This window comes from Actinomycetospora sp. CA-084318, from assembly GCF_050955885.1.
Lineage (GTDB): Bacteria > Actinomycetota > Actinomycetes > Mycobacteriales > Pseudonocardiaceae > Actinomycetospora.
Window position 1 is genome coordinate 5869571 of record NZ_CP192098.1, and the last position, 12388, is coordinate 5881958.

General features: G+C 74.4%; 14 protein-coding genes. 6 read left to right on the top strand and 8 right to left on the bottom strand.

Annotation, left to right across the window (positions count from 1 at the left end):
• The first annotated feature begins 23 nt into the window (after window positions 1–23).
• Both ACQPYX_RS28760 and ACQPYX_RS28765 read left to right on the top strand, forming a co-directional pair.
• Window positions 24–725, top strand: a complete 702-nt coding sequence (locus tag ACQPYX_RS28760) for a hypothetical protein (RefSeq protein ID WP_433800669.1) — start codon at window positions 24–26, stop codon at window positions 723–725.
• 149 nt (window positions 726–874) lie between these two features.
• Window positions 875–1114: a hypothetical protein gene (locus tag ACQPYX_RS28765; protein WP_433800670.1), complete on the top strand. Its 240-nt coding sequence runs from the start codon at window positions 875–877 to the stop codon at window positions 1112–1114.
• 150 nt (window positions 1115–1264) lie between these two features.
• Here the strand turns inward: ACQPYX_RS28765 and ACQPYX_RS28770 are convergent, their stop codons facing one another.
• The 3 genes from ACQPYX_RS28770 to fbaA all read right to left on the bottom strand — a co-directional run bounded on the left by ACQPYX_RS28770 (window position 1265) and on the right by fbaA (window position 3996).
• On the bottom strand, window positions 1265–2335 hold the full coding sequence (locus tag ACQPYX_RS28770; protein ID WP_433800671.1) for an FUSC family protein: 1071 nt from the start codon (window positions 2333–2335) through the stop codon (window positions 1265–1267).
• 75 nt (window positions 2336–2410) lie between these two features.
• A complete protein-coding gene (locus ACQPYX_RS28775; RefSeq protein ID WP_433800672.1) occupies window positions 2411–2851 on the bottom strand; it encodes a DUF3151 domain-containing protein in 441 nt (146 codons plus the stop codon).
• 110 nt (window positions 2852–2961) lie between these two features.
• Window positions 2962–3996 carry a class II fructose-bisphosphate aldolase gene (gene fbaA / locus ACQPYX_RS28780; RefSeq protein ID WP_433800673.1) on the bottom strand — a complete coding sequence of 345 codons (1035 nt, stop codon included), beginning with the start codon at window positions 3994–3996 and terminating at the stop codon, window positions 2962–2964.
• 301 nt (window positions 3997–4297) lie between these two features.
• On the opposite strand from fbaA, the gene ACQPYX_RS28785 reads away from it, so the two are divergent.
• From ACQPYX_RS28785 to ACQPYX_RS28795, 3 genes are all read left to right on the top strand, one after another.
• The gene (locus tag ACQPYX_RS28785) at window positions 4298–4963 is read left to right on the top strand and encodes a SigE family RNA polymerase sigma factor (RefSeq protein ID WP_433803831.1); all 666 of its coding nucleotides are present in this window, start codon (window positions 4298–4300) and stop codon (window positions 4961–4963) included.
• Between the two features lie 84 nt (window positions 4964–5047).
• Entirely contained in the window at window positions 5048–5545 is a 498-nt protein-coding gene (locus tag ACQPYX_RS28790; protein WP_433800674.1) for a hypothetical protein, read from the top strand.
• Window positions 5546–5641: 96 nt separating this feature from the next.
• Complete coding sequence (locus ACQPYX_RS28795) at window positions 5642–6385, top strand: DedA family protein (protein ID WP_433800675.1); 744 nt, start codon at window positions 5642–5644, stop codon at window positions 6383–6385.
• Between the two features lie 3 nt (window positions 6386–6388).
• On the opposite strand, the gene ACQPYX_RS28800 is transcribed toward ACQPYX_RS28795, so the two are convergent.
• The 5 genes from ACQPYX_RS28800 to ACQPYX_RS28820 all read right to left on the bottom strand — a co-directional run bounded on the left by ACQPYX_RS28800 (window position 6389) and on the right by ACQPYX_RS28820 (window position 10626).
• Complete coding sequence (locus tag ACQPYX_RS28800) at window positions 6389–7042, bottom strand: TrmH family RNA methyltransferase (protein ID WP_433800676.1); 654 nt, start codon at window positions 7040–7042, stop codon at window positions 6389–6391.
• Entirely contained in the window at window positions 7039–7653 is a 615-nt protein-coding gene (pyrE, locus tag ACQPYX_RS28805) for an orotate phosphoribosyltransferase (protein WP_433800677.1), read from the bottom strand. The genes ACQPYX_RS28800 and pyrE overlap by 4 nt, the downstream gene beginning before the upstream one ends.
• Window positions 7654–7678: 25 nt before the next feature.
• Window positions 7679–8545 (bottom strand): glycosyltransferase family 2 protein, encoded by an 867-nt coding sequence (locus ACQPYX_RS28810; RefSeq protein ID WP_433800678.1) that lies wholly within the window; start codon window positions 8543–8545, stop codon window positions 7679–7681.
• Between the two features lie 118 nt (window positions 8546–8663).
• Window positions 8664–9422: an SDR family NAD(P)-dependent oxidoreductase gene (locus ACQPYX_RS28815; RefSeq protein WP_433800679.1), complete on the bottom strand. Its 759-nt coding sequence runs from the start codon at window positions 9420–9422 to the stop codon at window positions 8664–8666.
• Between the two features lie 7 nt (window positions 9423–9429).
• Window positions 9430–10626, bottom strand: coding sequence for a hypothetical protein (locus tag ACQPYX_RS28820; RefSeq protein WP_433800680.1), 1197 nt, complete (start codon window positions 10624–10626; stop codon window positions 9430–9432).
• Between the two features lie 87 nt (window positions 10627–10713).
• On the opposite strand from ACQPYX_RS28820, the gene ACQPYX_RS28825 reads away from it, so the two are divergent.
• Window positions 10714–12363 (top strand): ABC-F family ATP-binding cassette domain-containing protein, encoded by a 1650-nt coding sequence (locus tag ACQPYX_RS28825; protein ID WP_433800681.1) that lies wholly within the window; start codon window positions 10714–10716, stop codon window positions 12361–12363.
• The last annotated feature ends 25 nt before the right edge of the window (window positions 12364–12388 follow it).

Below are 12388 nucleotides of genomic sequence, written 5' to 3' on the forward strand. Positions count from 1 at the left end.
GTGCACCGGAAGGGTAGTCGTCGTTGTCCACCCGAGACGCACCCCCGCCGGGAACGGTGCTGCTGACCTGCGGTGACACCCCCTTCCCGACGACGACGGCGGTCGCCTGCGCCGCGGTCCCCACCCGTGCCGAGGTGGATCCGCTGCTCGACGGGGCGACGCGGCTCGTCGTCGCCGGCTCCGACGCCGCCCTCGCCGCCGTCGTCGTGCGCCTGCTGCGCCGCGAGCGCCTGGACCTCGCGGTCGCCTTCGTGCCGACGGACCCGTCGTCGGAGGCCGCCGCCGTGTGGGGCCTGCCGACCGATCCGGACGCCGCGCTGACACTCGCGTTCGACGGAGCGGCCGCGCCCGCTCCGCTGGTCCGCGACGACCGGGGCAGCGTGATCGCGGGCGTGCACCGGGTGGGCCCGTTCTCCGGGGTGTCGTTCTGCGACGAGCACGAACTCGTGCGCGGCGAGGCCGAGGGACTCGCCGTGCGCGCCGATCCGCAGGCCGACACCCGCGGCGGGCTCGGCCCCGGCGGCGGGGGCGTGGCCGTGACCCTGCACGAGCGACGTCGCTGGCTGCGTGCACGTGCGCATACGACGTTCGGGCGGGCGGCCACGGTGGGCATCCGCCCGGGCACCGTCGCGGCGGCGAGCCGGGACGGCGTCGACGATCCGAAGCCGCTGGAACGACGCTCGTGGTACCGGCACACCGAGGACTGGCACCTCGTGCGCCCGTGACCCTGGGTGAACGCCCGGGAAACGGGTGTCGTCATCGGCGGACAGCGGACGTGAGCGCTACCACACCTGCCGTAACGGTCGATGCGACGTTCGGACCGACCTCGAAACGATCAGGTTCAGGCTCCGCGCGACGGGGGTAGGTTCTGTTCATGCTGGTCGCGGTCCTCATCCCCCTGGTTCTGCTGATCGCGACCGTGCTCCTCGAGCGTTTCGAGTCCCGCGTGCTCGACGTTCCCACGCGTCGCCGGACCGTCCGCCCGCCGCTGCGCCTGGAGGCGCCCGCATCGCGCGCCGTCGCTCAGCGTCACCTCGCCGCCGTGCCGGAACCGCTGGTCGTCGACGTCGTGCCGGCCGAGGTGACCGACCGCCCGCTGCCGAAGGCGTCGTAGGCCGCGCTCCCCTCTGTGGCAGCACCGGCACAGCGCTGCCACCTGACGTCGGACGGCGCCACTCGCACATGTGCACACCTACGGACCGGGTGCCGGCGATGGCGCATCGCTGACATCGGCGTCAGGTAGGCGCCACTTGCACGTCCGGGCTCAGCGGCGACTGGCGGACGCCGCCGAGCGTGCCGCCTCCCGGTCCATCCCCGTCGCGCACAACAGGTCGGTGACGATCGAGCGCATCTGGGCCACGACGACGTCCGCGGAGAACCCACCACCCCGGCGGGGCAGCCGCGCCGCGACGTCGAGCACCGCCGATTCCGCGCCGTCGAGCCGGTGGCCGCCCGCCAGGTCGACGCGCAGCAGGTCGACCGCGTCGGCCAGGCCCCGCAGTGTCGGCGCGACGTCCGGGCCGACGGTCTCGTCGTCGGTCTCCGACGACACCGCGCGACGGACCAGGACGCGGGCGTTGCGCACCGCGAGATCGAGCGGCCCGGTGGCGGCCCGGAGCCGGGACAGCTCGCCCCGGTGACGACGCCGACCGGGCGCGATCGCGGTGATCTCCAGGCCCGCGTCGACGGCGCTGTCGAAGGCGTCGACGGCCCGCTGGCTCGCGCGGATCCGGTCCAGGACCCGGGCGCCGGTCTCGGGGTCGGACGCCTCGAGGCTCTCCGCCGCGCCGCGCAGGGCCTCGGACAGCTCGGCGAGCAGGGTGTCGACGGTCCGCCGCGCCGCGGTGAGCGGGTTCGACGGCAGGACGGCGGCGACGAGGAGCCCGAGTGCCGCCCCGATCAGGGTGTCCACCCAGCGGGAGAAGGCCGCCGAGGTGCCGGGCGGCTGCAGCGTGGCCACCAGGACGGCGGACACGGCGGCCTGGTTGAGCAGGAGCGCGCCGACGTCGAAGAGCAGCGCCACGAGCAGGGCCAGGGCGACGACGACCGCGATCTGCCACCAGCCCGAGCCGATGACCAGCACGATCGCGTCGCCCACCCCGACCCCGACGCTCACGCCGACCGCGAGCTCGATGCTGCGCCGCAGCCGGTTCGTCAACGAGATGCCGAGGACCAGCACGCACGCGATCGGCGCGAAGAACGGCACGGGGTGGCCGAAGACCTGCTGGGCGATGGCGAACGCCGCCCCGGCCGCCAGCGCGCACTGCACCACCGGCCACGCCGACTCGCGCAGACGTCGTCGTCGGGTGTCGAGAAACGTGCCGAACCGGCTCATGGGTGCACCCCCTGCGGAACGAACGGCACTCTCGCAGCATCTATGTGCGCGAGAGTGCCGTTCGCTCGCATGGGCTCAGACCACGCCGAGCGCCGGCGCGGCCTCCGGGTCGCAGTCGTCGAGCAGGTCCCGGCACCGGGCGGCCTCGTCGGCCTCGCCGATCGTGCCGGACGCCTTGGCGAGCACGGCCACGGCGCGCAGGAAACCCTGGTTCGGCTCGTGCTCCCACGGCACGGGACCGAAGCCCTTCCAGCCGTTGCGGCGCAGCTGGTCGAGCCCGCGGTGGTAGCCGGTGCGGGCGTACGCGTAGGCCGCGATCGTCTGCCCGCCCGCCAGCGCCTGCTCGGCGAGCGTCGCCCAGGCCGCGCTCGACGTCGGGTGGTCCGCGGCGACGGCCGCCGGGTCCTCCCCGGCGGCGAGGCGGTCGTTCGGACCCGGGTCGGCCGGCAGGTACGTGGGCTGGGGGCCGAGCAGGTTGTGGCCGTGCCCGGCGGAGGGACCGGTCGGGATCGTCATGACCCCGATTCTCCCCGGTCCCCCGCGACCGGCCCCGACCCGCCGTCAGGAAGGGGCGTTCCTGCCACTGGACGACAGCAACGACGCTTCGCTGCCACCGAAGGGGGCGACTACTTCGCCAGCGACTGACCCGTCGAGCGCAGGTTCTCGCAGGCGACGACGACCCGCTCGGCCATGCCCTTCTCGGCCGCCTTGCCCCAGGAGCGCGGGTCGTAGACCTTCTTGTCGCCGACCTCGCCGTCGACCTTGAGCACGCCGTCGTAGTTCTGGAACATGTGCGCCGCGACGGGCCGGGTGAAGGCGTACTGGGTGTCGGTGTCGACGTTCATCTTCACCACGCCGTAGTCCAGCGCCTCGTGGATCTCCTCGAGCAGCGAGCCGGAGCCGCCGTGGAAGACGAGGTCGAACGGCTTCGAGTCCTCGGACAGGCCGAGCTTGCGCGCCGCGACCTGCTGGCCCTCCTTGAGCACCTCGGGGCGGAGCTTGACGTTGCCCGGCTTGTAGACGCCGTGGACGTTGCCGAAGGTCGCCGCGAGCAGGTAGCGGCCCTTCTCGCCCGCCCCGAGCGCGTCGACGGTGTGCTCGTAGTCGCCGGGGGCGGTGTAGAGCTTGTCGTTGATGTCGTTGGCGACGCCGTCCTCCTCGCCGCCGACCACGCCGATCTCGATCTCCAGGATGATGTGGGCCTTCGCGGCCTTCTCCAGCAGCTCCTGCGCGATCTCGAGGTTCTCGTGGAGCTCGACCGCGGAGCCGTCCCACATGTGCGACTGGAACAGCGGGTTCCGCCCGGCGTCCACCCGTTCCTGCGAGAGGTCGATGAGGGGCCGGACGAAGCCGTCGAGCTTGTCCTTCGGGCAGTGGTCGGTGTGCAGCGCGACGTTGATCGAGTACTTCTCGGCGACGACGTGCGCGAACTCGGCCAGGGCCGTCGAGCCGGTGACCATGTCCTTCACCGCCTGGCCGGAGCCGAACTCCGAGCCGCCGGTGGAGAACTGGATGATGCCGTCGCTCTCGGCCTCGGCGAACCCGCGCAGCGCGGCGTTGATCGTCTCCGACGAGGTGCAGTTGATGGCCGGGTAGGCGAAGCGGTTGGCCTTCGCCCGGTCGAGCATCTCGTTGTAGACCTCGGGGGTCGCGATCGGCATGAGGTGGCTCCCTGCGTGACTGTGTTGGCTGCGCTGCCGTCCCCGGCGGCCGCAGTATGCCCGTCACGCGAGGATGTCCGCTGCCGCTCGCGACAGGCCGGGACGTGACCGATCTCCCCCGTTCGGCGGTGCCCTCCGACAAGCGGTGGCGTTCTCCCGTTTCATCGTCCGGCAGGACGGAGAGGTGTCGGGGGGCTGGTCTATCGTCGGAGACGTGGTCGAGCCGGTCGAGAGCGCGATCGAACGCACGCTGGGCAGCCTGCGCGCGCTCGACGCGATGACCGGCGCCGAGGCCTCGGTCGTGCACCCGGCCGCACCTCCTGCCCGCGGAACGAACGGCGCACCGCCCCACGCGCCGCCGAACCGGCCGCCGATGCACCCCGGTGCCGGACGCCCCGCGGGCCCGCCCGGGCCTCCGGCTCCCCCGGGTCCGATCCCGGCGGGGCCGCCGCCCGCGGGGCCCCCGCAGCCCTCGCCGGACGGCCCGCGCACCCTCGAGGACCTCTACCGCGAGCACCGCATGCGCTTCGTGCGGCTCGCGATCCTGCTCGTGGACGACCCGGCCACCGCCGAGGACGTGGTGCAGGAGGCGTTCACCGGGCTGCACCGGCACTGGTCGCGGCTGCGCGACGAGAACGCCGCGCTGGGCTACCTGCGCACCGCCGTCGTCAACGGCTCCCGGTCGGTCCTGCGCCGCCGGCGCACGGCCCGGGAGTACACCCCGCCGCACACCGCCGACGCCCGCTCCGCCGAGTCGCTGGCGATGCTCTCGGCCGAGCACCAGGCCGTGGTGTCCGCGCTCTCCCAGCTGCCCCGCCGCCAGCGCGAGGTGCTCGTGCTGCGCTACTACGGCGGGCTCTCGGAGGCCGAGATCGCCGAGGCCACGGGCATCAGCCGGGGCACCGTGAAGTCGACCGCCAGCCGCGGCCTCGACGCGATCTCGAAGATCGTGGGCGGGACGCCGTAGGGCGCACGCATCCCCCCGGCCGTCCGGAGCACCCCCGGCCGACCCCTGGGGCAGCGCGGCCCGACCTGGTTACCATCCCCGGCGATGGATGACGAGCGACTGCTGTCCGAGGCGCTGCGCGCCCACGCGGCGGGCGGCGTGTCGACGCCGCGTGCGGTCCCGCCGTCCGACGCACCCGCCACGGCCCCGGCCGAGACCTCGTCGGCGCGACCACGGCGGTTCCGCCCGCTGGGCCGCCGCAGGGCCGAGGCGCCCGCGTCCGGCACCGGGGAGACCACGGTGCGCGCCGACGTCCCGGCGCCACGCACGAGCGGCGTCGCCGCCCCGCCGCCGGGCCGTCCGCTCGCCCCGCACCCCGGCCCGCCGCCCGCCGGGCCGCGGCAGGGCCCGTCGTCGGGACCCGTACCCGCCTACCGTCCGTACCCGGCCGGTCAGCCGTACCCCCCGCGGGCGGTCGCCCCCGTGGAGGGTCCCGGGACCTGGACGACGGGGACGGTCGCCTGGTGGGGGTTGGTGTCGCTGCTGGCCGGGGGCACCGTCGGCGCCGCGATCGGCGTGCTCTCGCTCCTGCTGCCGGCCTGACACGGCGTGATGGGGCGGGCCCGCCCCGGACACCGACGGGCGCTTCGACGGAGGCACACACCGGACACCTACGCCGGGCCAGTACCGTGACGAGGCGTGACGCTCGCCGACGCGACGACGGTCGTGGCCCTGGGCCCGCAGTGGCTGGACCCGCAGTACATCATCTCCAGCCTGGGCCCCTGGGCCCTGCTGGGCGTGGCCCTGATCCTGTTCGCGGAGTGCGGGCTGCTGATCGGTTTCTTCCTGCCGGGTGACTCGCTGCTGTTCATCACCGGCCTCGCGGCCACCACGGGGCTGATCGAGACCCCGCTGTGGCTGGTGTGCGTGGTGCTGGTGATCGCCGCCTTCGCGGGCAACGTCGTGGGCTACGGGATCGGCCGCAAGGCCGGACCGGCCATCTTCGACAAGCCCGACTCGAAGCTGTTCAAGCGCGAGAACGTCGAGCGCACGCAGAAGTTCTTCGACAAGTACGGCAACCGCGCCATCGTGCTCGGCCGGTTCGTGCCCATCGTGCGCACGTTCATCACGGTCATGGCGGGCGTCGGCAGGATGGACGCCAAGCGGTTCTTCACGTTCTCGGCGATCGGCGCCGTGCTGTGGGCCGCGGGCGTGACGCTGCTCGGCGCGGCGCTCGGCCAGTTCGACGTCGTGAAGAACAACATCGAGCTGATGCTGATCCTCGTCGTGGTGATCTCGATCCTGCCGATCCTGGTCGAGGTGATCCAGGCGCGGCGGGAGAAGAAGCTCGGCGCCTCCGGGCTCGCCGAGCAGACCCTCGACGGCGCCAACGCTGGCGAGGCGGACGCCCCCACCCAGCAGATCCGCCGCCCGAACGCCTGACGGTCAGGGAGCCGCGTGCTCCCGGACCCAGGCGTGCATGGCGATCCCGGCGGCGACGCCCGCGTTGATCGAGCGGGTCGAGCCGAACTGGGCGATGGACACCACGAGGTCGGCCGCCGCCGTCGCCTCCGGGGTCAGGCCCGGGCCCTCCTGCCCGAACAGCAGCACGCAGCCGCGCGGGAGCACGGTGGTCTCGAGGGGCGCGGCGCCCGGTCCGTTGTCCACCGCGACGACGACGAGGCCGGCGGCGCGTGCCCACGCGACGAGGTCGGCCACCCCGGGGTGGTGCCGGACGTGCTGGTACCGGTCGGTGACCATCGCGCCCCGACGGTTCCAGCGCCGCCGGCCCACCACGTGCACCTCGGCCGCGAGGAACGCGTTCGCCGTCCGCACGATCGTCCCGATGTTGGCGTCGTGGCGCAGGTTCTCGATCGCGACGTGGAACGGGTGCCGCCGGGTGTCGAGGTCGGCGACGATCGCCTCGCGCCGCCAGTAGCGGTAGGCGTCGACGACGTTGCGCCGGTCGCCGGTGGCGAGCAGCTCCGGGTCGTACCGTTCGTCGGTGGGCCACGGGCCCTCCCACGGCCCGACCCCGACCTCGGGCGCCGTGGTCCACTCGGTCGGGCCGGGGCCGTCGTCGGGGAGGGTGCCGGTCACCCCAGGCCCAGGTCCGCGAGCCCCAGCAGCGCCCGGTAGGGCACGCCCCGCTCCTCGATGACCCGGTCGGCGCCGGTGGCACGGTCGACGATCGTCGCGACCCCCACCACTTCGGCACCCGCCTCCCGCAGCGCGTCCAGGGCGGTCACCGGGCTGCCGCCCGTGGTGGAGGTGTCCTCGACGACGAGCACCCGCCGGCCCGCGACGTCGGGTCCCTCCACCCGCCGCTGCATGCCGTGGCCCTTGGCCTCCTTGCGCACCACGAACGCGTCCACCGGTCGCCCCGGCGCGTGCATCATCGCCGCGCCCACGGGGTCGGCGCCCATGGTCAGCCCGCCCGCGGCGTCGTAGGCCCAGTCGGCGGTCATCTCCCGCAGCAGCCGCCCGATCAGCGGCGCCGCCTCGTGGTGGAGGCTGATCCGCCGCATGTCCACGTAATAGTCCGCCTCGCGGCCGGAGGACAGCGTGACCCGGCCGTGCACGACGGCGAGCTCGCGGGCCAGGGCCGCGAGCCGGTCGCGGGCCGGGCGGTCCACGTCGGGCCCGCCGCCCACGGCGGCGACGGCGCGCTCGGCGGGGGCTCCGGGCAGGGGGGCGTGCGGGGTGGGCATGCCCCCATTGTGACGAGGTCCCCGCTCAGGACCGGACGGACGCCCGCGGGTCGACGGCGGCGCGCAGCCAACGGTGGCGCCGGCTCGCCGGATCGGTGGAGGCGGCGGCCATGAGGCGTTGGCGGACGGTGGTGAACGGCTCCCGCACCAGGCCGGCCACGACGTCGCGGCGGCGGACCACGTCGTGGTGCCGGTCGCGCAGCTCGCGGAGGAACTGGTGCTGCAGGGCGATGTTGCGGCGGAACGCGCTGGAGGTCACCGACCCCGTCGCCAGCCGGAACGCGGAGAGCGTGCGGGGCATCCCGTAGAACCCGCCGTGCTCGACGAGCCGGGCGGCGAGCCCGATGTCGAGCGCGTAGGGGTTGTCGGGGAACCCGCCCGCGGCGTCGTACGCCGAGCGGCGGAACAGCATGTTGCCGGGCACCCCGAGCGGGCTGCCGCGGTGGCGCACGATCCGCCGGATGACCGTGGTCGCGTCCTGCCGACCCAGCAGGTCGGGGCTGCGCAGGGCGCGGTCACGGGACATCACGTGGTCGTCGTCGTCCACCAGGTCGTGGCGGCAGGAGACGAGCGGGAGGCCGGGGTCGTCGTCGAGCACCGGGACCTGTTCGGCGAGCGCCGTCGGGTAGATCAGGTCGTCCGCGCTGAGCACCTTGACCAGGGGCGCCCGGGCGAGCTCCACCGCGCGCCGGAAGTTCTGCGGCGCCGGGATCGTCTCCGGGTTGCGCTCGAGCCGCACCCGCGGGTCGGTGAAGGAGCGCACGACGTCGGCCGACCCGTCGGTGCAGGCGTTGTCGAGGACGACCACCTCGTAGTCGTCGAACGTCTGGGCCAGCACGCTCGCCAGCGTGCGCCCGATGTAGCGCTCCTTCTGGTAGAGCGGGATCACCACCGACACTCGTGGCGTCACCGACGGGGCCCGCAGCTCATGGATGCCATCGTGACCATCGCCCGACATACGGTCAACGCTTCGGTGACGGTCCGTCGCTAAGTGTCCGCTTCGTCCGGAATCACCCACGCCCGGAGGCACTCCGGCGGGCCAGTGCGTGCACGAGGCGTGGCGGCGCGAGCCGGGACGCGAGCACGATCGCCTTGTAGAGCGGGTGCGGCACCGACACGGGCCGACCCCGCTCGAAGTCGGCGAGGGCGGTCCGCACGACGTAGTCGGCGTCCATCCACGCGAACGCGGGGCCGGTGCGGGCCTGGCCGAAGCGCTGGTGGAACTCGGTCTTCACGAAGCCGGGGCACAGCGCCATCACGTGGACCCCGGTGCCGGCCAGGACACCCGCGAGGTTCTGCGACAGCATCGTCACGTAGGCCTTGCCCGCGCCGTAGACCGAGCCGCGGCCGGGCAGGAAACCCGCGACGCTGGACACGTTGAGCACGCCGCCCCGACCGCGGGCGATCATGCCAGGCAGCGCGACGCGGGTCAGGCGCAGCACCGTGGTCACGTTGACCTCGTGGTTGGCCGCGAGCACGTCGAGGTCGGTCTCGACGAACTCGCCCGCCGTGCCGTACCCCGCGTTGTTCACGAGCAGGTCGACCGGACGGGTCTCGTCGGCCAGCCGCGCCTCGACGGCGTGGCGGGCCTGCGGGTCGGCCAGGTCGGCGACCAGGACCTCCGCGTTCCCGAGTCGGTCGGCCAGGGCGCGGAGCCGGTCCTCGTCGCGCGCCACGAGGACGAGCGCGTAGCCCGCCGCGGAGAGCTGGACGGCGAACTCGGTGCCGAGGCCCGAGCTCGCCCCGGTGACCAGGGCGGTGCGCGTCATCGGCCCGTCACCGGCCCCGGAACTTCCCGCTGCGCCAGGTGCTGCCCTGCGACGACCGCGGACCGTCCGCCCGCGGCGGGTCGGGCTCCGGGTCGTCGCTCTCGAGGTCGTAGGGGATGTCGGCGGGCCGGTCCCGGTGGGTCGGGCGTCCACCGCGCTCGCCCTCGGCGGCGCGGTAGGGGCTCGTGTCCTCGTCGCCGGAGGCGAAGGCCTCGAACTCCTCGTCGAAGTCGTCGTCGTCCTGCTCGGCCCTGCTGGAGGTGTCGGACCGGTCGGCCCTGCCCGAGGTGTCGGCCCTGCCGGCCGGGTCGGCCCTGCCGTCCCTCGCCCCGGCGGCCGCGCCGACGGGCCGGCCCACGGTCGTGGTCGGCGCGTCGTCCTCGTCGCGCCGGTCACGGTCGCGGCCGCCGCGGTCGACCACCGTGGTCGGCGCGTCGTCGTCTCGGTCCTCGCGCTCCACGGTCTCGGTGCGGGACTCGTCGGCCGGGCTGCCGACCGGCGGCACCGCCCGCTCCGGGTCCCGCCTCCCGACGACGGACGTGGGCGCGTCGTCGCCCGGGCCGCCGGCCGGACCCTCGACGGCCTCCTTGATCGCGGCCGAGACCTCCACGAGTGACTCGATGAGCCCCTCGACGCGGTCCGGGTCGGCCTCCGGGTCGATCGAGGCCAGCACCCAGGTGTCCTCGGCCCACACCAGCGGCACGTCGGCGCCGACGCGGTCCGCGGCGTCGGTGACCTGCCGCGTCAGCAGCCGCCGGCCCTCGAGCGCGTTCGAGACGAAGGCGTAGCGGCGGCCGACCTGCCCGAGGTTGTCGAGCTCGTCGTCGTCGGGCCGGGGCGACTCGGGGAGCCGCAGCTCCAGGGCCACCGGCACCGCGACGGTGCCCCGCACCGCGGCGATCGTGCCGATCGTCCGGCCGTCCTGCTCCTGGTCGAAGATGCAGCCGAGGCGGCGGCCGCCGGGACCGGGGACCGCGCCGGTGGCCACGTCGTACGCCTGCCGGGGCCCGTCGCCGCGCAGCGTCCCGTAGCGCCAGGCGTGCGGCGGCGAGGACAGCGCGTCGGTGAACTCCCAGCCCTTCGACGCCGCCCACTCCCGCCGGTCGTTGCCCCGGCGGTCCGGGCGCGCACGGTCGTACCAGAGCAGCAGCGCACCGCCGGCTGCGGCGACGAGCGCCACGACGAACCAGATCCAGGCAGGCACCCACCGAGCGTAGGCCCGACCCCCACCCCGATGGGGGAGGACACTCGGAGTGACCATGCATTTCCGCTCGAGCACTACGCTCGGGTCGTGCAGGCCACCCTCGTCGCCCGCGACGTCTCCGCCGTCCACGGCGCCCGCACCGTCTTCTCCGGTGCCGACCTCACCGTCGCAGCCGGTGACGTGATCGGGCTCGTGGGCGCGAACGGCGCCGGCAAGTCCACCTTCCTGCGCATCCTCGCGGGGCTGGAGTCCCCGGACACCGGTGGCGTCGAGCTCGCGCCGCCCTCGGCCACCGTCGGGCACCTGCCCCAGGAGCCGTCCCGGCGGCCGGGCGAGACGATCGAGGGGTTCCTCGCGCGCCGGACCGGCGTCGCCGACGCGCAGGCCGAGCTGGACGCCGCGACGGCGCTGCTCGAGACCGGCGACGACGGCGAGCGCTACTCGGTCGCCCTGGAACGGTGGCTCGACCTCGGCGGCGCCGACCTCGCCGACCGTGTCCCCGAGGTGGCGGCGGACCTGGGCCTGGGGCTCGGCCTCGACACGCCCATGACCACCCTCTCCGGCGGCCAGGCCGCCCGGGTGAACCTCGCCGCCCTGCTGCTCGCGCGCTTCGACGTGTTCCTGCTCGACGAGCCGACCAACGACCTCGATCTCGCGGGCCTCGACCGGCTCGAGCGGTTCGTGCGCGACCTCCGCGCGCCGACGGTCGTGGTCAGCCACGACCGCGAGTTCCTCGCCCGCACCGTCACCGGGGTGCTGGAGCTCGACCTCGCCCAGCGCCAGGTCACCTCCTACGGTGGCGGGTACGAGGCCTACCTCGCCGAACGTACGGTGGCCCGCCGACACGCCCGGGAGGCCTACGAGGAGTACGCCGACAAGCGCTCCGCGCTCGAGAGCCGCATGCAGACCCAGCGCAACTGGCTCGAGCACGGCGTCCGGAACGCCCGCCGCAAGGGCGCGGGCAAGAGCGACAACGACAAGAACGCCCGCAAGGTCCGCGCCGAGAGCACCGAGAAGCAGGCGTCGAAGGTCGCCCAGTCGCAGCGGCGGATCGAGCGCCTCGAGGTCGTCGAGGAGCCCCGCAAGGAGTGGGAGCTGCGGATGGCGATCGCCACCGCACCCCGCTCGGGCACGGTCGTGGCGTCCCTGCACGACGCGGTGGTCCGCCGCGGCGGCTTCACCCTCGGTCCCGTCACGCTCCGGCTCGACTACGCCGACCGCGTCGCGGTCACCGGCGCGAACGGCGCCGGGAAGACCACGCTGCTCGGCCTCCTGCTCGGGCGGATCGTTCCCGACGACGGGGCGGCGCAGCTGGGCTCGGGCGTCGTCGTCGGGGAGGTGGACCAGGCCCGCGGGCTGTTCGCCGGGGAGCGGACGCTGCTCGACGCGTTCTCCCGGGAGCCGGAGGTCGACCGGTGGCCGACCGCAGAGGTGCGGACGCTGCTCGCCAAGTTCGGGCTCGGCGCCGAGCACGTGCACCGGCCGGCCGACTCGCTCTCCCCGGGCGAACGCACCCGGGCGGCACTGGCGCTGCTGCAGGCGCGCGGGGTGAACCTGCTCGTGCTCGACGAGCCCACCAACCACCTCGACCTGCCCGCCATCGAGCAGCTGGAGTCGGCGCTCGACTCGTTCACCGGCACGGTCCTGCTGGTCACCCACGACCGCCGCATGCTCGACACGGTGCGGACCACTCGGCGCTGGCACGTCGAGGGCGGGCAGGTCCGCGAGGCCGGATGAGAGTCCTCTCATCGAGGCGTCATCG